This is a genomic window from Paraburkholderia oxyphila NBRC 105797 (assembly GCF_000685075.1).
GTDB classification, from domain to species: domain Bacteria; phylum Pseudomonadota; class Gammaproteobacteria; order Burkholderiales; family Burkholderiaceae; genus Paraburkholderia; species Paraburkholderia oxyphila.
Genome location: NZ_BAYD01000051.1, coordinates 1 through 23,957 on the forward strand (window position 1 = coordinate 1; position 23,957 = coordinate 23,957).

Annotated in this window: 18 protein-coding genes; 11 read left to right on the forward strand and 7 right to left on the reverse strand. The window is 64.2% G+C overall.

What is annotated here, in order from left to right:
- Positions 1-306: 306 nt before the first annotated feature.
- Entirely contained in the window at positions 307-816 is a 510-nt protein-coding gene (locus tag BO1_RS27650; RefSeq protein ID WP_043286776.1) for a hypothetical protein, read from the forward strand.
- Positions 817-911: 95 nt separating this feature from the next.
- Here BO1_RS27650 and BO1_RS27655 read toward each other — a convergent pair whose 3' ends face one another.
- The 4 genes from BO1_RS27655 to BO1_RS27670 form a co-directional block, all read right to left on the reverse strand.
- A complete protein-coding gene (locus BO1_RS27655; RefSeq protein WP_043286779.1) occupies positions 912-2,309 on the reverse strand; it encodes an amino acid permease in 1,398 nt (465 codons plus the stop codon).
- 182 nt (positions 2,310-2,491) lie between these two features.
- Complete coding sequence (hutH, locus tag BO1_RS27660) at positions 2,492-4,054, reverse strand: histidine ammonia-lyase (RefSeq protein ID WP_043286783.1); 1,563 nt, start codon at positions 4,052-4,054, stop codon at positions 2,492-2,494.
- 479 nt (positions 4,055-4,533) lie between these two features.
- On the reverse strand, positions 4,534-6,675 hold the full coding sequence (locus tag BO1_RS27665) for a penicillin-binding protein 1A (protein ID WP_156992421.1): 2,142 nt from the start codon (positions 6,673-6,675) through the stop codon (positions 4,534-4,536).
- A 316-nt stretch (positions 6,676-6,991) separates the two neighbouring features.
- A complete protein-coding gene (locus BO1_RS27670) occupies positions 6,992-8,305 on the reverse strand; it encodes a formylglycine-generating enzyme family protein (protein ID WP_084688222.1) in 1,314 nt (437 codons plus the stop codon).
- A gap of 313 nt (positions 8,306-8,618) precedes the next feature.
- Here BO1_RS27670 and BO1_RS27680 point away from each other — a divergent pair, with 313 nt between their 5' ends.
- Both BO1_RS27680 and BO1_RS27685 read left to right on the forward strand, forming a co-directional pair.
- On the forward strand, positions 8,619-9,044 hold the full coding sequence (locus BO1_RS27680) for a DUF4399 domain-containing protein (protein WP_028220336.1): 426 nt from the start codon (positions 8,619-8,621) through the stop codon (positions 9,042-9,044).
- Positions 9,045-9,093: 49 nt separating this feature from the next.
- Positions 9,094-9,543, forward strand: coding sequence for a DUF4399 domain-containing protein (locus BO1_RS27685; RefSeq protein WP_084688223.1), 450 nt, complete (start codon positions 9,094-9,096; stop codon positions 9,541-9,543).
- A gap of 94 nt (positions 9,544-9,637) precedes the next feature.
- Here BO1_RS27685 and BO1_RS60305 read toward each other — a convergent pair whose 3' ends face one another.
- From BO1_RS60305 to BO1_RS27700, 3 genes are all read right to left on the reverse strand, one after another.
- A complete protein-coding gene (locus BO1_RS60305) occupies positions 9,638-10,750 on the reverse strand; it encodes a dipeptidase (protein ID WP_245643913.1) in 1,113 nt (370 codons plus the stop codon).
- Between the two features lie 381 nt (positions 10,751-11,131).
- Positions 11,132-12,130 carry a porin family protein gene (locus BO1_RS27695; RefSeq protein ID WP_028220339.1) on the reverse strand — a complete coding sequence of 333 codons (999 nt, stop codon included), beginning with the start codon at positions 12,128-12,130 and terminating at the stop codon, positions 11,132-11,134.
- 142 nt (positions 12,131-12,272) lie between these two features.
- Positions 12,273-12,779, reverse strand: coding sequence for an ATP-grasp domain-containing protein (locus tag BO1_RS27700; protein ID WP_028220340.1), 507 nt, complete (start codon positions 12,777-12,779; stop codon positions 12,273-12,275).
- 25 nt (positions 12,780-12,804) lie between these two features.
- Here BO1_RS27700 and BO1_RS27705 point away from each other — a divergent pair, with 25 nt between their 5' ends.
- The 8 genes from BO1_RS27705 (at position 12,805) to BO1_RS27740 (ending at position 23,955) form a co-directional block, all read left to right on the forward strand.
- The gene (locus BO1_RS27705) at positions 12,805-13,203 is read left to right on the forward strand and encodes a hypothetical protein (protein WP_028220341.1); all 399 of its coding nucleotides are present in this window, start codon (positions 12,805-12,807) and stop codon (positions 13,201-13,203) included.
- A 215-nt stretch (positions 13,204-13,418) separates the two neighbouring features.
- Positions 13,419-13,694, forward strand: a complete 276-nt coding sequence (locus tag BO1_RS27710; RefSeq protein WP_028220342.1) for a hypothetical protein — start codon at positions 13,419-13,421, stop codon at positions 13,692-13,694.
- 165 nt (positions 13,695-13,859) lie between these two features.
- Positions 13,860-15,296: an efflux transporter outer membrane subunit gene (locus BO1_RS52970; RefSeq protein ID WP_043286811.1), complete on the forward strand. Its 1,437-nt coding sequence runs from the start codon at positions 13,860-13,862 to the stop codon at positions 15,294-15,296.
- A gap of 114 nt (positions 15,297-15,410) precedes the next feature.
- The gene (locus BO1_RS52975; RefSeq protein WP_245643914.1) at positions 15,411-17,342 is read left to right on the forward strand and encodes an FHA domain-containing protein; all 1,932 of its coding nucleotides are present in this window, start codon (positions 15,411-15,413) and stop codon (positions 17,340-17,342) included.
- 16 nt (positions 17,343-17,358) lie between these two features.
- A complete protein-coding gene (locus BO1_RS27725) occupies positions 17,359-18,744 on the forward strand; it encodes an HlyD family efflux transporter periplasmic adaptor subunit (protein WP_028220343.1) in 1,386 nt (461 codons plus the stop codon).
- A 43-nt stretch (positions 18,745-18,787) separates the two neighbouring features.
- A complete protein-coding gene (locus BO1_RS27730) occupies positions 18,788-19,540 on the forward strand; it encodes a peptidylprolyl isomerase (RefSeq protein WP_028220344.1) in 753 nt (250 codons plus the stop codon).
- An 18-nt stretch (positions 19,541-19,558) separates the two neighbouring features.
- Positions 19,559-22,630: a peptidase domain-containing ABC transporter gene (locus BO1_RS27735; RefSeq protein ID WP_028220345.1), complete on the forward strand. Its 3,072-nt coding sequence runs from the start codon at positions 19,559-19,561 to the stop codon at positions 22,628-22,630.
- Positions 22,627-23,955 (forward strand): sigma-54 interaction domain-containing protein, encoded by a 1,329-nt coding sequence (locus BO1_RS27740; protein ID WP_028220346.1) that lies wholly within the window; start codon positions 22,627-22,629, stop codon positions 23,953-23,955. Before BO1_RS27735 ends, BO1_RS27740 begins: the two co-directional genes overlap by 4 nt.
- Positions 23,956-23,957: the final 2 nt, after the last annotated feature.

The following is a 23,957-nucleotide window of genomic DNA, read 5'->3' on the forward strand; positions in this document are numbered from 1 at the left end:
GTATCCCGACTCACAACTAAGCTCCACATTCGTCTCGGGAGTGTGCAGCACGCCAGTAGCCTAAGCCCCCCTGAACTGCCGCTCGGACGCCTGCCGTTGCAACGACCGCATTCGTGCACACAGCCGTTTCGCGTCCATCTGCTTGATCCGTCAATCAAACGCATCTGCGGATGCGGGCCGACTCGGGAACGAAACTCCGTTCGGTACCGAACATTTCCGGTTCCCTTGGCGCAGACAGCGTGCCATGCTGACTCCGATGCCCTTCAAGTCTCGTCGACAGTCCGACCACGCATGACGGAGATCGCGATGGATGCCAGGCACTTTGATTTGGTCTATTACATATGGTCCGAGCTGATAGTCGGAGAGGTCGCAAAAATCTCCTTCTGCGTTCGCGGTGTGAGCGGGGGTGGACGCGGTCGGATCGATGGAAAAGGCGAGCGCTCTTTCGATTCCTACTCGCCCTTTCGGGCAACCAATGACAAGAAGGGCATTCGCGGAGGCGCCATACCTCCCGGTCTATATCGAATCGAGCGGCCAAGTGAATACCAGGGTGATGCATGGGACCCTGCCGCTGTAATAACCCCACAGTTCCTTGACGCGCAGTTTGCCGGATGCCGCGAATTCAAAAAGGTCCCATTCGAAATTCACGGCCCAGGCGAAAAGGGCAGCGACGGCTGTATAGTCATTGAGAAAACCAGCAGAACAAGACTCCTGGGCGCCGTTGAGAAAGCAGGCGGCGCAACGTTGCTCGTCACGTTGAATACGAGACCGGGCGACCTGATTGACAGGACGCTTTCCGGCGCACGCACGGCCTGAGCCAGCGCACGAACGTAATGCAAAAAAACGCGCCCCGTATCCAGCCATGCCGGATACGGGGCGCGTTGCAGAGCACAGCAGTGCGTAATAACGCGTCAGCTCTGCTTCGCCATCTCGCGTTTTTCCTCAGCAATGTCAGCGTTGCCGTTGAGCTTGCTGCTCACCCACCAGCCCACCGTCATCACCGCGATCCAGCCGATGCCGACGTATAGGGCAATGCGCGTATCTTTCTCGTAGCCCAGCACGCCGATCACGCACAACATGAACGCGATAGCGACAGCGGGGCCGACGGGCCACAGCGGCACCTTGAATTTCAGCGCGCGCACTTCGTCGCTGGACAGACGCCAGCGCATGGCCACCTGCGAAAGCAGGATCATCAGCCAGACCCAGACCGTGGCGAACGTCGCGATCGACGCGATGACCAGGAAGATCTGGTCCGGAATCAGGTAGTTGAGCAGCACGCCGCCGAGCAGCGCCACGCCCATCACGAGCACCGTCACCCAGGGCGCACCGGCACGCGACGTGATCGTGAACACGCGCGGAGCCTGGCCTTGCGCGGCCATGCCGTACATCATGCGGCAGGCGCCGAAGATGTCGCTATTGATCGCGGAAACCGCAGCCGAAATCACCACCACGTTGAGAATCGTTGCCGCCGACTTGATCCCGAGTCCCGAGAAGATCTGCACGAACGGGCTGCCCTGGCCGTCGATCCTGGTCCACGGGAACACGGCCATCAGCACGATCATCGTGAGCACGTAGAACAGCAGGATACGCACGGGCACCGCGTTGATCGCGCGTGGCAGGACCACTTCGGGATTCTTCGCTTCGCCGCTCGTGATACCGATGATCTCGACTCCGCCATACGCGAACATCACCACCGCGAGCGAGGCGACGAGGCCGCCCACGCCATGGGGTGCGAAGCCGCCATGGGTCCAGAGATTCGAGAGCCCGTGTGCCTGCTCGCCATTCATGCTGATGCCCAGCACGAGAATGGCGGCGCCGCCGATGATCATCGCGCCGATGGCGAGAATCTTCGCGAGCGCGAGCCAGAATTCCATCTCGCCGAAGATCTTCACGTTGCACAGATTGAGCCCGCAGATCAGCAGCACGATGGCCAGCACCCAGATCCACTGCGGCACGTGCGGAAACCAGAAGGCCATGTAGATGCCGAAGGCCGTCACGTCCGCGAGGCCGACGATGATCATTTCGAGGATATAGGTCCAGCCGGTGAGGAAGCCGGCGAGCGGGCCGAGGTAGTCGCCGGCGTAGCGGCTGAAGGAGCCCGAAATCGGATTGCGCACGGACATCTCGCCCAAAGCGCGCATGACCATGTAGACTGCCGCGCCACCCAGGATGTACGCGAGGACGACTGCCGGTCCGGCCAGCTGGATCGCCGATGCGGATCCATAGAACAGGCCAGTGCCGATGGCGGAGCCGATCGCGAGGAACCGGATGTGGCGGGCTCCGAGGTTACGCTGCAGATTTTCTTCCAATGTCTCTTTCCTTGAACGGTCCGGCAGACAGCAGCGGCGGCTTGTGGCCCCGTTGCACTCTGCCGGCACGTTTCGTCTTCTCTTTCATGCGGCCGTTGAGCGTCGCGCGCTGTTGCCAGGCGATGCTGGATGACGCTCAAGGCCGGTGATGCAAATTGCAGGTAGTGCGGATGTTGCGGGTATTACAGGCTCGGCAGGACTGCAGCCGGCAGCAGCGCGTTCAGATGGCGCTTGGCGATCAACGCGCTCGCTGCCTCGATGTCCGGTGCGAAGAAGCGGTCCTTCTCATAGAACGGCACGACTTCGCGCAGGATGTGGCGTGCGGTTTCCAGCGCGTCGGTGGTCTTCAGGCCTTCGCGGAAGTCGAGGCCCTGGCAGGCGCCAAGCCATTCGATCGCGATCACGCCCTTGACGTTGTCGGCCATTTCCCAGAGGCGGCGGCCGGCGTTGGGCGCCATCGACACGTGGTCTTCCTGGTTCGCCGAGGTCGGCAGGCTGTCGACGCTGGCGGGGTGGGCGAGCGCCTTATTGTCCGAGGCGAGCGCCGCGGCCGTGACCTGCGCGATCATGAAGCCCGAGTTCACGCCGCCGTTCGCCACGAGGAACGCGGGCAGCTGCGACATGTGCTTGTCCATCATCAGCGAGATGCGGCGTTCGCTGAGCGAGCCGATTTCCGCAATCGCGAGCGCGAGATTGTCCGCCGCCATCGCAACGGGTTCCGCGTGGAAGTTGCCGCCCGAGATGACGTCGCCTTCTTCGGGGAACACGAGCGGGTTGTCCGAGACGGCGTTGGACTCCACTTCCAGCACTTCGGCGGCGTTACGGATCTGCGTGAGGCAGGCGCCCATGACCTGCGGCTGGCAGCGCAGCGAATACGGGTCCTGGACCTTTTCGCAGTTCTCGTGCGACTGGCCCACCTGGCTCGATGCGCCGAGCAGATGACGATACACGGCGGCGGCGTCGATCTGGCCGCGCTGGCCGCGCGCGGCGTGAATGCGCGGATCGAACGGCGCGCGCGAGCCGAGCATGGATTCCACGCTCAGCGCACCGCACACGCTCGCTGCGGCGTAGAGGTCTTCGGCGAGAAACAGGCCCTTGAGCGCGTAGGCGGTCGAGGCTTGTGTGCCGTTCAGCAGCGCGAGGCCTTCCTTCGCAGCGAGGCTGAGCGGCTCGAGGCCGGCGATCTTCAGCGCGTCGCGCGCCGACATCCAGCGGCCGTCGTGGCGTGCCTTGCCTTCGCCCAGCAGCACGAGCGACATGTGCGCGAGCGGCGCGAGGTCACCCGAGGCGCCCACGGAGCCCTTCACCGGAATGTGCGGATACACCTCGGCGTTCAAGAGCGCGATGAGCGCGTTGATGACCTTGCCGCGGATGCCTGAGAGGCCGCGCGCAAGGCTGTTGATCTTGAGCACCATGATGAGGCGCACGAGCGCGTCATCGAGCGCCTCGCCCACACCTGCTGCGTGCGAAAGCACCAGCGAGCGCTGCAGGTTTTCGAGGTCGTCGCGCGCGATGCGCGTCGATGCGAGCAGGCCGAAGCCGGTGTTGATGCCGTAGGCGGTGCGGTCTTCCGCGATGATCTGTTCGACGCAGGCCACGCTGCGGTCGATGGCCACGTAGGCGCTGGGGTCGAGCGTGAGCCGCACGGGGTTCTGATGCACGCTGCGAAGTTGTGCGAGCGTGAGCGTGCCGGGGGTGATGCACAGCTCCGTAACCCGTTGAGTATCCTGGCGATGCGAAGTCACGGACTTCCTCCACTGAAAGAAATTGAAAGCAAAAGCGGTCCGGGGATGGCCGCGATGGTTGGAGCATATTGTATAGACAACTTTGCAGATATCAGGGTTTACGCATAGGCGGTATAAACGGAACTACGGGCGTGGGGCGGCGGTCCACGCGGCGTAAGTTCGCCGAAAGTTGTCTATTCAATATAAAATGGGGAGCGGTTGGAGCAGAAGCGCGGGTGGGGCGTGAAAGCGCGTACGCGCTGCTTGTCTGCATCGGACAGATTTGTCATACGGATCTTCAAATTCCCACCGTCTGGTTCGTCTTTGAGGGGTGAAGGCGACGGCAGGAGAAGGAGCCAGGGCGGATATTTTTGCTCACGAGGGAAACGTGAGTTTCCTGAGTGTGAAAATCGTGCCAGCCACTGACCACTGAACGATCACGCTTTACTCCGCACACGCCAGGCGCTGGAATCCCAATGCGCCTCCACGCAGCGCGCAAATCAGAATCGCCAGAACAGGAACCGGTGGTGCGTCGTTCGAGGATGGCTTGCAGCAGGCGGAGTGCTCTTCGGCGCGAGTTGCGCACGCGCATCGATCACCCTCGCGCGCAGCGCCATGTCATAGAACGCGCCCACCATCGGCAACGCGCTGTGCGCCCCTTCACCCCAGTAGTCGTTGCGCAGCGTGACGCGGGCATCGTCGAAGCCCACCCATGCGCCCGCAACCAGTTGCGGATGCATCAGGATGAACCAGCTATCGGTGTTGTCCTGCGTCGTGCCCGTCTTGCCGGCCACATCGGCGCGAATCCCGAAGCGCGTCCTGATCTCGGTGCCGGTGCCGTGGTTGACCACGTCGCGCATCGCGTCGATGAGCTTGAGCGCCGCGCCCGGCGGCAGCGCCCGTTCCGGTTGAGCCGCCGGAAATTCGGCGAGCACGTTGCCGTCGCGATCCTCGATGCGCGTCACCATGCGCGGCTCGATATAGGCGCCGTGGTTCGCGATCGTGCAATACGCCGAGACCATCTCCTTGAGCGTGACCGGACTCGTGCCCAGCGCGAGCGATGGCACCGCATCGAGCGGGCTTTCGCGCACGCCCATCTTGCGCGCCAGATCGGCGACCTTTGCGGGGCCTTCGCGCTGCATGAGCTGGGCCGTCACGCGGTTGCGCGAATAGGCGAGCGCGTCGCGCAGCGTCATCGGCCGGCCGGTAGGCGGCTCGGCGTCGGTCGGCCGCCACACCGCGTTGCCCTTGAGCGCAATGGTCACGTTGCGATCGACGATCGTGTCGCCCGGTTGCGCGCCGTCCGCGAAGGCCGCGCCGTAGACAAAGGCCTTGAAGGTCGAGCCGGGCTGACGCCGCGCCTGCTGCACGTGATCGAACGGCTCGTCGTGGAAATCGCGGCTGCCGACCCATGCCTTGATGTCTCCGTTGCGCGGGTCGAGTGCGATGAAGCCCGCCTGGATTTGCGTCTTGCTGCGGCAGAGGGCGTCGACGAACGCGCCGTCCATCGCCAGTTTTCTCACGGCGGCCGGATCCGTGAGGCCCGCATCGCGCGCCGCGCGGTACTCGGGTGTCTGCCTGATGAATGACTGGAACAGGTCATTGCCGGGCCAGCAGCCCGTTCTCTCGTTCCATGCATCCCTGGCTATCCGTTGCAGCTGGCCGGTTTGCCAGGCAACGGCCTGGGTCGCCATCGCCTGTAGCCGCGAATCGATGGTCGTGCGCACGACGAGGCCGTCCGAATAGATGTTGTAGCCGTTGCGGTCCGCCCAGGTGATCAGCCATCGGCGCAATTGCGCCGCGAAATGCGGAGCGGCGCCCACCGGCTCCGTTTGGGGCTCGAAATCGATGTGGGTGGGCTGGCTTTTAAGCCAGGCAAACTCGTCCGGCTTGAGCTTGCCGAACTTCACCATCTGGGCGAGCACCGTATTGCGGCGCTCGAGCGCCCGCTCCGGATTGAGCACCGGGTTGTAGGCGCTATTGGCCTTGAGCATGCCCACCAGCGTTGCGCTTTCGAGAATGTCGAGCTGCGCCGCGGGCTTGCCGAAGTACGTGCGCGCGGCCATCTCGACGCCGTAGGCGTTGTAGAGGAACGGCACCGTATTCAGATAGGTCTCGAGGATCTCGCCCTTGCTGTAGACGTATTCGATCTTGAGGGCGGTGATGGCCTCCTTGAGCTTGCGCGTGAGCGTGGGCGCGCGGCCTACCTCGTCGGGGTACAGATTGCGCGCGAGCTGCTGCGTGATGGTGGAGCCGCCCTGGCGCGTGCCCGAAAACGTGTGGAAGGCCGCCGACGCGAGACGCTCGGGGTCGATGCCATGATGCTCGTAGAACCGGTGGTCCTCGGTGGCGATCAACGCCTGCACCACGTAGGGCGAAATCTGGTTGAGCGGCACCCACTCGCGATTGACGGGCTTGAACTCGGCGAGCAGTTTGCCGTCGGCGGAGACGACCAGCGCGGGGCGGTCGACACGGGCCTTGCGGATGTCGCTCACGCGCGGCGTGAACGGGATGAGTGCAAGGACATAGACGAGAAATAGCGCCGGCACCGCAGCCAGCGTGAGCATGAGACCGCGACGCGTCGGATGTCGAAGCCCGTGCCACGCAGCGCCGCTCACGCCGCGGGCCTTCGCGCCGGTCATCGCCGCAACCGTGCGCAGACGGGCGAGCCCTCGAGCGCAAAGCTCACGAAAATGCGTTACGGACGGGCGGTTCACGTTGGCGGTGCAGTGGACGAAAGGCGCGATCGTACCAAAGTGCCAGCGCGTCCCCAGCGTCAAAACGGGCCTGCGCGTTTACCGCTAACAGTTGATTACACTTGTTTCGAATTTCTGGCCCGGATTGGGTGCCTGATCATCTGCCGGAGATTCGGACTCGCAGCGGCGAGGGCAGTAAGCAGGCCCGCGTGTGCCTGCATGAATCGGACCTGCTTGAACGACACCCGCAACCCGAGCCGCGCTATTGCATATCCCGCGCCACGCGAAAACCATTGGCGTTGTAGCGCACGCTGCTGTCGTACTTGAAGCGCGTGGCGCTCAGCATATAGCCCGCGCCGTCGCGCCACGAGCCGCCACGGATGACGCGCGTCTGGCAGTTGGGTTCGTCCCAGGTGCGCCCGTCGTCGGGGGCGTTCTTGTACGAGTTGTGCCAGCAGTCGCTGACCCATTCCCAGACTCCGCCGGCCATGTCGTAGAAGCCGTAGGGATTGGCCGGAAACGAGCCGACGTCGTCGGGTGCCTCGACGCGCCATGGCGGGCCGCAGTCCTTGCAGTTCGCCGTTCCCTTGCGCATCTCGTTGCCCCACCAGTAGCGCGTGGCGGTGCCGCCGCGCGCGGCGTACTCCCATTCCGCCTCGGTGGGCAGACGGTACGGTTTTCCGCTGACCTTCGAGAGCCACTTCACGTATTGCTGCGCGTCGTCCCAGCTCAGATCGCGCACGGGTGCGTTCGGTGCGGAGTTGCTCTCGCTCGACAAGCGTGGGCACGCACCCGCATTGGCGCAGGCGTTCCACTGCGCCACGGTCACCGCATACTTCGACAGTGCGTAGCTATGGCCGATCGACACGCGATGCACGGGCTTTTCGGATGGATCGTCGGTGTCGTTGCCCATCATGAAGTTGCCGGGCGTCACCGGAATCAGGAGCGGACAAGTGGGGCAGTCCTGAATATCGTGCGGCCCCGGCTTGGTCGTGGCGATATTGACCTTCGCGGGAACTGCCGTTTGAGCGGGCGTTGCAACAGCAGGCGCGGCCTTGGTCTGCGCAGCCGGCGGCGTGGCGGGAGGAGGCGGCGTTTTCGCTTGCGGGGCAGGCGCGGGGACAGGCGCAGGGGCGGCGGGTGCCGCGTTGCTCGCCGCGTGTGCCACTGGCGCTGCGGGCGCGGAGGTTGGTTTCGGTGCAGCGGCGCGCAGGCGTGCAAGGCGCGCCTGGGCGAGCGGCGCGAAGCGCCCGTTTGGATAGGCCTTCAGGTATGCCTCGTAATCGCTCGGGTATTGGCTGTCCTTGATCGAATTCCAGAACGTGATTTCGTATTCTTCCGAGGTGTCTTTCGGCATCAGGCCGACACGCAGGATGACAAAGCCATCATGACGCTGGGCCAGATGCAAATCGAGCGCGGCGGTGGCGCGCGTGTCCTTGAAATGCGGATGCAGATCCTTGGGCGGCGACGCGCTTGCGCAAGCCGAAGCGGCTTGCGCCGGGGGCAGGGGCGAGGGGATCGCCGAGGTCGGGCTGAGCGAGGCCAGCAGGCACACAGGCAACAATAGCCGCCACATGTTTGTTCTCCCTGGCAGGCGACGCCCGGAGGCGCCGCCCAGGAGCCATCGATTTTGAATGCCGAGGGCGAGCTGCCCGGCCGTGCTGGCACGATGCGGGCGTTACAGACGCTGCCGGTCACGGGCGCAAGCATTGTTCGCACACAACTACAAAATAGCACGCGTTCGGCGATGCATGAGGCGAATGACGCACATGAGACGAACGAGGCGGGCACGCTTCGATTTATGTGCATCGTGGTGAATTCGACCTAAGCTGTACAACACGCACCGAACCGCAACGCCGCGTGCCGACTGCCGAAGAAGGAGCAACGAGATGCGAAGAAGAGAAACCTTGCTGGCCCTGGCAGCGGCCGTCCTGATGCCGCGACTCGCGTGGGCCCAGCGCACGCCGTCGCCACCGGGAGCCGAGGAATACATCATCTGGCCGCCGGACGGCGCGACGATTCCCAGCGGCAAGTTCTGGGTGCGCATGGGACTGCGCAACATGGGGATTTGCCCGAAGGGCGTGAACCGGGCGAACACGGGCCATCATCATCTACTCATCGACACGGATCTACCGCCGCTCGACCAGCCGATTCCGTCCGATCGCAATCATCTTCATTTCGGGGCGGGTGAAACGGAGGCGCGTATCGAGCTGCCGCCGGGCAAGCATACGCTGCAGTTGCTGATGGGCGATTACAACCACGTGCCGCATGATCCGCCGGTTTATTCGAAGAAGATCACGATTACGGTCAAGTAGCGCGGTATTGCTTCGCGGCTGTTTTCAGTCAGTAGCGGGAGTGCATGCCATGAACCGGTTTTTTGTGTTTGTTTTCGTGTTTGTGCTGGCTTTTGTGGGGAGTCCCGCGCTGCTTGTGGGAGGTGTCGCGCATGCGGGCACTACGCCGGCGGATCCCCGGGCGATCGTTTATATCGGCTGGCCCAATAACGGGCAGGTGATGCCGGCTGGCAAGCCGTTTCGTGTCTGGTTCGGGTTGCGATATATGGGCGTGGCGCCCAAGGATGTCGAGTTCAAAAACACCGGGCATCATCATTTGCTGATCGATACGGATTTGCCGCCGATGGATCAGCCTATTCCGTCCGATCGGAATCATCTGCATTTCGGCGCCGGGGAAACCGAAACGATGATTCAGTTGCCGCCAGGTAAGCATACGTTGCAGTTGCTGATGGGGGATGCTCACCATATTCCACATGATCCACCTGTGTATTCGAAGAAGATTACTATTTACGTTAAGTGATCCATACGAACAAGGCGCTTACCTTCGCGCGCTGTCGGCCAGCACCGCGTCCGAGCCGGAAATCCATCCGGCCGCGCATTCGCGAACGGTGCGCTCAGGCGAGCGTTGCCTCGAGCACGCGTCGATAGTTGCCGCCCAGCAGCTGTTCGGATTCCTGCTGTGAGAAGCCGGCTGCAAGCAGCGCCGCGCCAAGAGCCGGCAACTGTTCATAGCTGCGAAATACCGGCGGCGAGATGAAACCGTACATGTCCGTGCCGAGTCCCACGTGTTCGACGCCCACGACATCCACCATGCGCCTGAATCCGTGCGCCATCGCATCGAGGTCGTGGAAGGTTCCTGAACTGGGCCACACGCCGATCACGCCGCCCGTTGCCGCCACGGCGCGCGCATGATCGGCCGTGATGAGGCGGCTGCGCGGGCCCGGGTGTCCCGCGAGCGCCGTGTGCGAGAGCACCAGTGGCTTCGTCGTCGTGGACGCCGCTCGCTTGACGAGATCATAGGTGCCGTGCGCGACGTCCACGACAATCCCGAGCGTGTTGCAGCGGCGCACGACGTCGGCGCCGAAATCGGTGAGCCCGCCGTGAACCGGCGCCTCTGTCTGGATGTCACCGAGCTCGTTGACACGGTAATGCGTCAACTGAAGATGCCGCAACTGATGGAGCGCGTAGGCCTCGTCGACGCGCTCCAGTCGACCCTCGAGAAAATCCGCGCCTTCGGCCGCGATAATCACGCACGGCCTTTGGCCGTCAACTGCGGCGAGCATGCCGGCACGCGTCACGATCTCGAGTTGCTCGTGCTCAACCAATGTCTTCGCGCGCGCGAACTCTACCTGGCCGAGCCGGTAAAGCTCGCCAGGCTGCGGCGTGCGCCATGCCTCGAAGCGTTTTCGGTCGGCTGATACACGCGTCACGACGGTGTCTGTGACGATGGCGAGGCAGATCGCATTCATTCCGCCTGCGCGCATTGGCGCACTCACCGACGTCAGCGGTCGACGCTCGCCGACTGCCGGATTACGCGAGACGATCACATGGCCGGCGTGACTGTGCATGTCGAGCGTGAGCGCTCCTGCGGAGGCGCGCCATAGCGGGGGCTCGCCGTGGCCCGGCCCCGGTTCGTCAGACGCGTCGGCATAGCGTGCAAAGCGTCCGGGCGTACACGCGGCAAGACCCAGTGCGGCTCCCGAGGCGAGGAATGCGCGACGGCTCATTGCGGATACCGCCACGGATGAACCCGCGGGCTGCGCCGCTTCGAGCCGATAGCGCCAACCTGCCGGATCGTCGATCAACCTTATCAGACGGCCGCGCAGTCGCACGGATTCGCACCGGGGCACGACAGGCACGCGTGTCACGACCTCAATGCAACGAAAAGGGTCGCGTGGCACACAGCCGCCGCAACAGGGTTCATCCGCGGCAAGAATAAAATAGTCGGCTTCTGCGCCTGTCGTCTCCAGTGGAATGATCCACCCGGAGATATCCACTACGGCGTCGTGCAACCCATTCACGCCGTCGCTGCGGATCGCGGTCCATATGGACTGCGATGGATCGGAATGGGTCTCGGTTGGCATTGTCGTGGTGAGGCCTGACACCCTCTAGAAGCGATAGCCGAAGCCCCCAAGATAGATATCGCTGTCCTTGTCGTAGCTCGTCATCACACGATTCCACGACGCGCGTACGTACCAGTGTCGGGTGAGGTTATATGCAGCCGACATCGTCAGCAAGACCGAGACGCGGCCACTGGTGTCTGTGCCATCCTTGATACGATGCGTATCGGTCGCATAGTAGGGGCCCACACCCACTCCCAGACTCAGTTTGTCGTTGAAGAAACTACGGCGCAACCACACCTGTGCTGCCGCACCGGAGCGGGTGTTGAGCTGCGTATGTCCTTCATCGATCCAGCTGATAGTGCCGTCGAAATATCGTCCAAAGCCATGCCGATACTCGAAGCCATACGCGAACGCGCCCGGTGAGCGCAGGCTGTTGACTTCTGTCGTGCCGGCCATGGCGGTAATCTGGTTGCCACTGGACACGCTGTCGCTGGTGCCGCCCGAGAGCGAGCCGCGCGTGTTCGGTTTATCGAGCTCGTAACCAATGCCGAACATGGCGCTGAACGTGTTGTAGCTGCGTGGCGCGAGGATCTCATTCAGGCGTATCTGATAGAACAGCCGGTCGTCGGCAAACCAGGTTGCCGACAGACTGAAGATCGCCGCCAGGCCATGGCTGTCGATATAGGGCTTGTCGTCGACGGAGGACTCCGTGTCGAAATAGCTGTAGGCACCCACCCCTGCGGCAAGCGAGAGCCGCCGGTCAAAAAACGCGGCACGCCGCCAGTATTGCAACGCGAAGCCATCACGATGATTGTCCTGAACGTGGCCTTCGTTGATCCAGGAGTAGCTCAGTGCGTTGTGTTCATCGAGCGCCTGCAGATAAGTGAAGCCCCACGAGTAAGCGGACTCTCCAGGCCGATCCGCACGCAGCCATCCCCCGAGCACAGTCAACTCTTGCGCATGGGCCGTGCTGACGAACACGACGCTGCCCAATGCCGCGACCCACCTCGACATGCGAGCAAGCCGGCATTGCTTTTTTTCCATAACTTGTCTTCCGTAATTCAATGAAATAACGGGGCAACATCCAGCGCGTTCGAGCAAGTCTACAATGGCTTCCGGCTGCGTGCGATTTCGCGTGCGAAGTTGCTCGCGCACGGTTGTCTATCCCGATGCGCGGACGCTTGTGCTAGATGGTCTGAACAGGGCGGCTATGAGTGCGTGCCTGGAGCATGCGCTCGAAGGCCGCGATTATCTGGTCGATATACGGGTTCTTGTGCGCCAATGGACCGAACCGTGGTTCGCGATGCGCAAGCATGGTGGCGTTGGTTTCAAGCACGAGCCCCTGCCCGTCGGCGGTGAGCTCCATACCGGCCGAAAAGTAGTGGACCATCCAGTGGCTCGAGATGGCGAGATGGTAGGGGTAAGGCTCGCCGTTGACGTAGATGATCCGGTATTTGCGGTAGTAGCCGTCGGCGCTTCGAAAGTCGTGGCAGGCGGTGAGGTAACACGGTGCTTCGAGGTCGACGAGCGCAGACCACAATGACGCAAGCGACGTATGCAGTTCGAGGCCCTCGCCACCGTGGGTCGCGAGCGGGCGCATCAATAGCGGGAACGCGAGACCGGACTGCTCGTGCGGCAAAGCAGGCGAGGCGCGCAGCAAGCGGCGTTGCGACGTCGGGGTCGCCGATTCCATTGAACACCAGGTCATAAGGCGGCAGTTGCGCGTCCTCGGCTTCGTCGGCGTAATCGTGTTCGCGATGAGCGCAAGCCTCCTCACGCAGCCCCTCGCGTTCGAGCGCTGCGGCCAGGTTTTGATGGGCGATGGCAAGGTCCGGATGAATCCTGAGCGCATGCCGGTACCAACACGCAGCGCGTTTCAAGGCGGCGAGATGAGGGACAACCGGGCATCAAATCACCCGACGTGCGTTTCTGGCGGCTTTCATGAGCTTTCAGTCGGGTTGGCCGGCGACCCTCATATTGGCCGTGATCCGGCCGGCCAGGCGTCGGCTGAAGAGCGCCGGGCGCGCCGGCAAACTCCGGAAATCAGAATTTCCAGCTACTCGATCAGCGCCCTGCCAGCCGATGTCTGCGCGACGCCAACACAATTCGCGTATTGAGTTGGTCTTCGCCCATCAGGCCTGGTCGCGCGCATGAGCCGGTTCAGGTGCGGCGCGCACGGCAAGCTCCAGCAAAGTCCTTGTCCAGCGTGCGATGCGCTGCTTCGCAGGCAGTCGGCCGCACGACTGGCACGCCTCGTGCCTCTATGCAACCGAGCCCGCAAAACTGCAGCTCAACCACCAACATCCCGGCAACACCCATCTGGAGAACGACCATGACCAAGCTGACGATCGCAGACCTGAGCGTCGCCCACGAACTCGACCGCCGTGAAATGAGCGCCGTGCGCGGCGGCACGCTGGGCGGCCTGATGCCCTTCTACTACCCGACCCCGAGCGTGAACATCGCCTCGACCACCTTCAACGCTTCGCAATTGATCGGCCAGTCCAACGACATCGTGAACGAAACGGGCAACGACGTCGCTTTCGCCTCGAACATCCGCTCGACGGTCAACCCCGTTCAAACCGCCAAGAACACGATCAACTACTACTGAGCGCGCGGCAAACCGTGGAGGCTCCAGCGCCTCCACGGCGCTTCCCAGGTTCCCCCGTCTCTCCATCCCCCACACCCCCATCGTCGCGTTCCGCTCAAGGAGTCGATCGTGAACACCGCTCTTTCGCCATCGATCACGCCGTCGCACACCAATGCCCATATCGGCATGCCGGGCTTGCTGGCGCGCGTTGCCGGCGCAGCGGGATTGTGCGCCGCGTTGCTGTGCGGCTGCACCGACCTCAGCACGCCCGCCTACCGCCGCCCGGACATGCCGGCCAAGGAAACCTGGGCGCACACGCACGGTGCCGTTTCAGCGGCCGCGACCGTCGACCCGCAATGGTGGAAGGCATTCGACGACCCCTACCTGAACACGCTGATCGACAAGGCCATCTCGGCCAACGTCGATATCAAGATTCTGGCGGCGCGCATTGGCGTGGCCAGCGCGCAGATCGGCGAAGCGCAGGCCGGCGAGCTGCCCACGGTCGATGCGGGCGCCGGCATCGACTATGAAAAGAGCACGGGTATCGGCCTCACGAAGACCTACGATGTGGCCACGGAGGTGAACTGGGACATCGATATCTGGGGCAAGGTCGAGAAGAGCGTGCAGGCCCAGAAGGCCGAATTCCATGCGAGCGAGGCCGACTGGCGCGCAGGCTGGCTCACGCTCGTGGCCAATGTGGCGACCACGTATTTCCAGATCCTCCAGTTCGACGATCAGATCAAGGAGGAGCAACAGACGCTCGACAAGAACAAGCAGATCCTCACGATCTACCAGCAGATGTACGCAAACGGTGTTGCGCCCAAGACCGAGGTCCTGCGCCAGAGCGCCGAGATCAATGGGCTCGCCAATGAGCTGCTCGAGCTGCACCGCGAGCGCGATACGGCCGAAAATGCGCTGGCTACGCTGATCGGCGTGCCGGCGGGCGAGTTCAAGATGCCGGTGGGTCAGTTGCGCCAGCGCGTGAAGTTCCCCGACGTGCCCATGGGGCTGCCCGCCCAGCTGCTCGGCCGCCGCCCCGATGTGGTGGCCGCGCAATTCCGCATTCTCGAATCGTATGATGAAGTCGGGTCCGCGCGGCTCGCGCAACTGCCGACCATCAGTCTCACGGGCCGCGCCGGCACGGCCGCGTTCTCGCTCTCCGACCTCTTCAAGGTGTTCACGCTGAGCTTCATGCCGAGCATCGACCTGCCGATGCTCGATCCCGGTGTGCATGCCCACATCAAGACGACCGAGGCGCAGAGCAAGGTTGCCGAAGAGCAGTATCGCCAGGCCGTCTTCACGGCCTTCGAAGAGGTCGAGAACGCGCTCGTGAACCTCGACGCGCACAAGAAGCAGCGTGTCGAGCTGCTGGAGCAGAACGAGCGTCTGCGCACCGTCGCGGCGCAGGTCGAGGCGCAGTTGAAGGAAGGGCTCGTCTCGCAGCTGGAAGTACTGGAGTCCGAACGTTCGCTCGCTTCCGCGGAGCTGTCCCTGCTCGCCAATCACGAGCAGATCCTGAGCGACACCGTCACGCTTTACAAGGCCATGGGCGGCGGGTGGACCGACGTCGAAGTCGCCAACGTGGCATCCGACTCCGCTGCGCCCGCAGCCCCCGCGCGGTGAGCCCGCGCATCCCGGCGGGCCACGCCGGTTGTTTGATTCCCACGATCCGTCGCCTACACTTTTCTAACACCCCGATCGCCAAGTGCAAGGCGCGCGGCTTCACAAGGACAGTCCGTGCGCGCGCAGTGCTCGCGCTGCGCGCAGTCTGGCGGACAACTGCTGATCGTTGGCGCAATCATGGTGCCTGACGCCGCTTCGATTGCCGAGAAAGAGACTTCGCTCGACCGGACGTTCGATATCGTGCTGCGTCCGATATCGCATCCGGAGCTGGGCGAGATCCGCATCGACAAGGATCTGTTCGCGGTGGGGCGAACGCTGCCGCCGTTTGCGTCGGCGCGTCCCGAGTTCGTCGTGGACCTTTCGCGCCGTCATGCGCGCATCTTCCGCGAAGGCCGCGCCGCCTATGTGGCCGACCTCGGCAGCAAGAACGGCACGGCTGTCAACGGCATCGAAGTCGCCCAGAAACCCCATGTCCTCAACGATGGCGATGAGCTGTGCTTTGCCGGCGCGCTCTCGTTCCGCGTCGGCTTCGCGCCGCGTGCGGCGCGCGAGGCGGTGCGCCTGGCGGTGGTGACGCTCACGCCCGAGCGCGGCGATCTGGGCTTGCAGCAGATCGTCGTCACGAGCTTTCCGTTTCTTGTGAGCAAGGCGGACGAGACCTTCGCCCAGTATCGCGAGGCCTACCCGCATCAGGTGAACTACCTGTCGCGACGCCATGCGCATATCTATGCCGAGGACGACGCCGTCTATGTCGAAGACCTCGGCAGCACCAACGGCACCTTCCTCGATTGGCGCCGTCTCGACGAACAGGCCGTGCGTCTCGAAGACGGGCAGCGGCTCGCATTCGGTGGCGACCACTTCGTCTACCGCGTCGGCCTCGAAAGCGCGTGCGCCAGCGAGGCCACCGCCACCGCGACACGCCGGCCCGATGCGGCCGCCCTCGCAGCGGACCCCGAGCGCACGACGTTCGTCGGCACGGCCCATTCGTTCCTCGATATTTTCTGCACACCGCCGGCCCCGGCACAGGACGACGAGATCAACCCCGATGCCGATGCGCCAGGCCGCGCCGGCGAAGCCGCGCAGGACGCGAGGCGCAAGCGCGGACGCGTCGAAACCTTTCTCAGCGAGTTGAGCGAGGCGCTGGGCGGCAGCGGGCGCATCAACATGCGCCGGCTCGCAGGGTGGGGCGCGGGCGTGATTGCCGCGCTCGTCGTGCTGGTCGCGGCGATGGTGTTCCAGGGCGCGCCGCAACGCGACATGCAGGCCTTGCTGGCGAGCGGCCAATATGAAAGCGCGGCGCTGAAGGCCGATCAATACCTCGCACGCCAGCCCGACGACGGCGCCTGGCGCGCCATGGGGACAGAAGCGCTGATCAAGGCGAAGGTGCCGGCGTGGATCGACGCCATCAATGCGCACGCGTTCGATCGCGCGCAGGCCATCGTGCAGGAGATGCGCACGCTCGCGCGTCACAATGCCGATGCAGCGCCGCTCGTGGACAACATCGACTGGATGGGGGCGCTGCAGTCGTTCGTGCTCGGACGCGGCGGTCCTGAAGCGCCCATCCGCATCTATCGCGACGAAGCGCCCATCCGCGCGCTGACGAGCCGCTGGAACGACGACCCCGGCGAGCATCAGCGCGCGCTCGACCGGATTTCGGCCGAAGTGCCGGCGTTTGCCGCCGTGTATGCCGATGCGCTGAGCCACCTGCGCAAGCTGCAAAGCGACGATTCGGTCTACGTGGCGGCGCTCGACCGGATCAAGGCGGAGATCGACAAGGCGCTCGATAGCGACCGTCTCGACACGCTCGCCGCGACGCTGACCGACTATGGGCAGCGCTATCCGCGGCTTGCCGGTCTCGACGCCGTGCGCGCCGACCTCGACACGTATCAGCAGATCGACAGCGAGGCGCACGCGGGCCATCTGCAGGCGGTGCACGACCGCCTTGGCGCGACTCATTTCGCCACGCCGCAATTCGCGGCCCATGCAGGTGCGCTCGAAAAGCTCGCAGCGGCAGGAGACCACGGTGAAGCTCTCCCGTCTCATTGAGCGCTTGCGCGCGCGCGTGCGCGCAGCGCATCCAGCGGCCGAGCCGCCACGGCCGCTTGGCGAGGCGCTGGACGAGCACAGCGTGGAAGGCGTCGCGATCCTGACCGCGCGGCCATGGCGCCTCATCGAGGCGACGGTGATCGCGATGGTCGCGCTCGTGGTCTGCGGCCTGGCGTGGTCGCTGGTCGGCCGCGCGGACGTGATCGTGAGCGCGCAGGGTACGCTCGCGCCCGAGTCCGAGGTCCGCCGCATTTACGCGCCCGTGGATGGCGAGCTCGTCGACATCTATATCGCCGAAGGCCAGCCGGTCGAGAAGGACGACGTGATTGGCCGCATCAACGCGCGCGGTGCGATCCAGGCGGCGACCAACGCGCTCGATGCGCGCCTGAAGCTGGACGACGCCGAGCGCGAATGGAAGGAGTTCCCCGAGAAGAAGGCGCTCATGGAGCGCAAGGCCGATGCCCTCAAGGCGCAGATCGACGTCGAGGCGCATCAGCACGAGAACCGGGTGACGGAGGGCACGAGCAAGCTTGCGCAGGCCGAGAACGCCCAGCTTGACGAGGCGCGCGCCAATATCGACAACGCGCGCCACGTGCGCGACCTCGCGAAGGAAGAGCAGGACAAGTACGAGCGCCTGTTTGCGCTGCCTGGCGGCGGCGGGATTGCGCAAAGCCAGGTCGAGGAGAAGCGCAGCGCCTATTTGCAGGCGGACAACAACTTGCGGATCGCCCAGGCGCGCCTCGCCGAACTGCAGGCGCAGACCAGTCACGAATTCTCGCAGGCGAAGGCGCAGCTCGAAGGCAGCGCCGAGCAGCTCACGAGCCTGCGCATCGAATACGACGCGACCGAGCGCGAGATCGCCAATACGGAGGACAAGCTGCGGCTGCAGGTCCAGACGGCGCGCCTTGCCGCCGACGCCGCGGCGCGCATCCGCTTCGAGAACATCGACAAGGACAATTTCCTGCTCGTGCTCGCGCCCGTCTCGGGCGTGATCACGGACGTGACGACCACCCAGCCCGGCGACAAGATCCAGGCGAACACGCCGCTCGGCGGCATTGCGCCGGCCAATGCGCGGCCGGTCGTGAAAGTGGCCATTGCCGAGCAAGACCGCGCGTTCCTGCACGAAGGCCTGCCCGTCAAGCTGAAGTTCAACGCGTTTCCCTACCAGCGCTATGGCGTGGTGGACGGCACGCTCGAATACATTTCGCCCACCACCAAGCCGCAGGCGCAGACCCGCGAGCCGGTCTACGAAGGGCGCGTGCGCCTCGCGCGCGATTATTTCTCGATCGCCGGCACGACGTATCCGCTGCGCTACGGCATGACGGCGACGGCCGAGATCGTCGTGCGCGAGCGGCGTCTGATCGATTTTGCGCTGGACCCGTTCCGGCAGATCGCAGGCTGAATCCAGAACACCGTATCCAGAACGCAGTCATCAGGGGAACGACATGACGGCAATCGTGCGTATCGACGACGAGACCATCGGCACCGAGGATTTCATCCGCGTGCTGAAGCTCACGGGGCAGTTCGAGAGCCTGGTCGAGCAGCAGGTGCGCGACCGGCTCACGGTCATCGCGGCGAAGAAGATGGGCGTGCAGGTGAGCCCTGACGAAGTCCAGCAGCGCGCCGACCAGTTCCGCCGTGTGCGGGGCCTGCATCGCGCGGCGGACATGAACCGCTATCTCGACGTCTTCGGCATCAGCCTCGACGAATTCGAGAGCTTTATCACTGACACGCTCTACCAGGAAAAGACCTTCGACCGGATCTGCAACGACGAGGCGGTCGAGAGTTATTTCAAGCTCAACTCGCCGAAGTTCGACAGCATCGAGGTGAGCCATATCGTGGTGGATTCCGAAGGCAAGGCGCGAGAGGTGATGTCGATCCTCGAGGATGAACCGGAGGCATTCGGCGAGATGGCGCGCGAGCACTCGATTGCCGATACGAGCGAGCGGGGCGGCGTGATCGGCAAGGTGCTGCGCGGCTCGTTGAAAACGGATATCGAGGCGAAGGTGTTCAACGCACAGGTGGGCGATCTGCTCGGCCCGTTCCCCGCGCCCGATGGCTCGTTCTTCGAAATCTTCTGCGTGAGCGCGAAGCACCCGGCAACGCTCGATGCGGACGTTTCGTCCGAGGTAAGACGGCTCCTGCGCGAAGAGTGGCTGGCCGAGCGCGCTCAAGAACACATCATCGACGCGCACTGAGTGCGCCCAGGCCCGCATATGGACACCCAGGCGCCCGCACCGGCCAGCGCACCGACGCTCACGGATTTCCTCGCATCGGTCGAGCCGCTCTCGCTGTTTTCGCGCGAAGAGCTCGATCGCCTTGCGGCGCAGGTTCAGGTGCGCAGCTACGCGTTCGGCGACACGGTCTGCAAGCACGGCGAAGCGGCGGCCGGACTCTACGTGATCCGCTCGGGCTCGGTGCGGCTGATTGCGGAGGAGCGCGGCAAGGAGACGAGCCTCGGCGTGCGCAAGGAGCGCGAGGTATTCGCCGAAATCGCGATGCTGCGCGACTACTGGCACGAAGTTTCGGTGCGCGCGTCCGCGAAGACCGAGGTGCTCTGCATACCGCGCGCGGTGCTCGAGCCGTTGCTGCTCGCGAACGCGGGCGCGCAATCGTTCGTGACGAGCTACGTGGCGATCAGCTCCGCCGGCGGCTTCGTCACGCGCCTGTTCGACCTGCGCGGCAAGCTCTCGCGCGCCGAGCTCGAGGAGTACGTGTCGAGCGTCGGCGTCAAGCGCGTGAGCGCGGGCAAGGAGATCGTGCGCCAGGGCGCGGGCGGCGATACGCGGCTCTATGTCGTGCGCCAGGGCGAAGTCAGCATCACACGGGAGGAAGACGGCAACGCCTACGCGCTGGCGAAGCTGGGCGCGGGCGAGATCTTCGGAGAACGCGCGTGCCTGCTGCGCCAGGACCAGCTCGCCACGGTGACCGCGCTCACCGATGTCCGGCTTCTCGTGATTCCCGAGAAGACGGTCCACTTCATGCTCGAGCGCAACGCGAAATTGCGCGAGGTGCTGGAGGAGCGCATTCGCTTCACCGAGCGCGAGTTGCAGCGGCAGAAGAAGCTGGCCGAGCGCCGCAGCCGGCCGCTCGCCGTCGACAGCGGCGCGGACGCGAAATTCAACGAGCGCGTGATCAAGCGCTTCGTGCTGGTCGAGCAGGCCGAGGAGATGGATTGCGGCGCGGCCTGCCTCGCGATGATCTGCCGCCACTACGGCATTGCGATGACGCTCGGCAAGCTGCGCGATCTCGCCAACGTGACCACGCAGGGCGCGACGCTCGACAGCCTCGCGCGCACCGGCGAGTCGCTCGGCTTCACGGCGCGCGGCGTGCAGTGCACCTACGAGGCGCTGCAAGGCTTCGAGCTGCCCTTCATCGCGCACTGGGAGGGCTACCACTATATCGTCGTGTACGGCGTGTCGAAGCAGTGGGTGAGGGTGGCCGACCCGGCGCTGGGTTTTCGCAAGCTGAGCGTGGAAGCGTTCGAGCGCGGCTGGAACGGCACCTGCCTGTTGTTCAGCGCGGGCGAGACCACCGGCGCGCAGGCGGCGACGCGCTCGCCGTGGGTGCGTTTCATCGGCTATCTGCTGCCGTACCGGAAGATCCTCGCGCACCTGTTCCTCGCCACCTTCGTGATACAGATGCTGGGCGTGGTGCCCCCGCTCATCATCCAGACCATCCTCGACAGCGTGATCGTGCACCAGAACGTGAGCCTGCTGCATCTGTTGATCGTGGGACTGATCATCTCGCACGTGTTCACGCAGTTGATGGTGACGATACGCGCGCACCTGTCGAATTTCATGGTGCGCAGTCTCGACTTCGCGATGATGTCGCAGTTCTTCAAGCACACGATGTCGCTGCCGTTCTCGTTCTTCGCGCGCCGCAAGACCGGCGATATCTTCGCGCGCTTCCAGGAGAACCAGACGATTCGCGCGTTCCTCACGGAATCGACGGTCACCACGGCACTCAATCTGCTGATGATTTTCATCTACTTCACGTTCATGTTTCTCTACAACGTGAAGCTCACGCTGCTGCTGATTGCTTTCGTCGTCCCCATCATGGCGCTGACCGCCATTGCGACGCCGAAAATCAAGCGCTATGCGCGCGAGGTGTTCGCCGCCTCGACGGACGCGCGCTCGATGCTGATGGAGACGCTGGGCGGCGTGGAGACGGTGAAGGGCATGGGCATCGAAAGGGCGGTGCGGCTGAAGTGGGAGCGCAAGTACGCGAAGTCGCTCGAAGTGCAGTACCGCGCGCAGGCGTTCAACATTCTCGTGGGCCTCGGCAGCCAGTTGCTCAATGCCGCCACCACGATCGTGATTCTCTGGGCGGGGGCCACGCTCGTGCTCAATCAGGAGCTGAGCATCGGGCAGTTGATCGCTTTCAATGCGTTCATGGGCAGCGTGCTCGCGCCGCTCATGGGCCTCGTCGGGCTCTGGAGCCTCATGAACGACGCGGCGGTGGCCATGGAGCGCCTGGGCGACGTGCTCGACATCGAGCCCGAGCAGAAGCCCGCCGATCTCGCGTCGCGCGTGCTGCTGCCCGATGTGCAGGGCGACATCGAGTTCGACAGCGTGTATTTCCGCTATGGCGGCAACGAAACGCCCTATGTGCTGGAGAACATCAGCTTTTCGATTGGCCGGGGCCAGATGGTGGCGATCGTCGGGCGCAGCGGCTCCGGCAAGACCACGCTCGCCAAGCTGCTGGTGGGCTTCTATGCGCCCACGGAAGGCAAGATCAACGTGGACGGCTACGACATGAGCGCGATCGACCACGCCTACTTTCGCGCCCAGGTGGGCTATGTGATGCAGACCAATCTCGTGTTCTCGGGCACGATCGCGGAGAACATCGCCTGCGGCGATGCGAGCCCGGATTGGCGCCGCATGGAGGAGGTGGCGCGCATGGCCGACGCGCACGCATTCATCGCCAAAATGCCGCTCGGCTACGAGCAGGTGGTGGGTGAGCGCGGCATGGGCCTCTCGGGCGGGCAGATCCAGCGCCTTTGCATCGCGCGCGCGCTTTATCACGACCCGCGCCTGCTCGTGTTCGATGAAGCCACCTCATCGCTCGACACGCAGTCCGAGAGCAACATCCTCTCGAACATGCACGACATACTCCAGGGCCGCACGGCGCTCATCATCGCGCACCGGCTCAGCACCATCATGCAGGCCGACAAGATCCTCGTGCTCTACGAGGGCGCCATTGTCGAGCAGGGGCGGCACGAGGAGCTCATCGCGCGCAAGGGCATGTATTACCAGCTCGTCCAGAAGCAACTGGGTGCGTCATGAAGCTCTTCGACCCGCACGGATTCGGCAGCTCGGTGGTCTCCTATGCCGGGCTGCTCGAAAAGATCGAGATCCTGCGCTCCACGCTGCGCTGGGCGCCGCGCCTCGAACGCGCGGAGATCGAGAAGCTCCTGAACCAGTCGAACGCGCTGCGCGACGAAGTCATGCAGCTCTCGCGCAAGGAGCGCTTCGTCGAGGCGGCGGCCGATACCCACGATTCACACGACGCGCCCGATGCGGAGGACAAGCCCGAGGCGCTCACGCCCTCCGCGCACCGGCGGCGCGAGGCGCTCATCGAGCGCAGCTTCATTTTCGAAGGCATCTTCGGCGACAACCCGAAGCTGCTGGCGGCGCTCGAAATTGCGGAAAAAGCGGCGCCCACCGACCTGCCCGTGCTGATCGACGGCGAAAGCGGCACCGGCAAGGAGCTGATGGCGAAGGTCATCCACGCCAACGGCGCGCGTTCCGAGCGGCCCTATATCTCAGTCAACTGCGGCGCGATTCCGGACAACCTGCTCGAATCGGAACTGTTCGGCCATCGCCGAGGGGCGTTCACGGGTGCATCGAGCGATCGCAAGGGCAAGTTCGAGAGCGCGCACACGGGCACGATCTTTCTCGACGAAATCGGCGAGCTGCCGCTGCAAGGGCAGGTGAAGCTGCTGCGCGTGCTCGAATCGCACGAGATCCAGCGCGTGGGCTCGGACGAGCCGATTGCGGTGGACACGCGCATCGTGGCCGCGACCAACCGGAACCTGCGCGAACTCGCGGCCCAAGGGCAGTTTCGCGAGGATCTCTTCTACCGGCTCAGCGTCATTCATGTCACGCTGCCCGCGCTGCGCGAGCGCCGCGACGAGATTCCCCTGCTGATTGCGTATTTCGGCGACGAGGCGGCCGGCCAGCTCAAGCGCCGGCCCGTGAAGCTCACGCCCAAGCTGCGCGATTTCCTGCTGACGTATGCGTACCCTGGCAATATCCGCGAGCTGCGCAACCTCGTCTATCGGCTGTCGTGCCTTGCCGGCGACACCGCCGATATCGAGCATCTGCCCGACGACATCCGCCCCGGCCCGGCTGCGGCGGCGCTGCGTCTGGTGGAGTCCGAAATGTCGGGTGCGCCGCTCTCGCTCAGCGACGCCAAGCGCGCCGCGAGCGATGAAGCCGAGCGCGCGTTTCTCGAGCGCGGTTTGCAGGAGACTGGCGGCACGGTAGCGGAGCTTGCGCGCCGCTGTGACATGAACCGCTCGCATCTGCAGATGCTGCTCAAGAAGCACGGCATCCGCTCGAAGGATTTTCGCCACGCGGAGAAGCCGGATCGCGAGAAGGAATCCTGAGC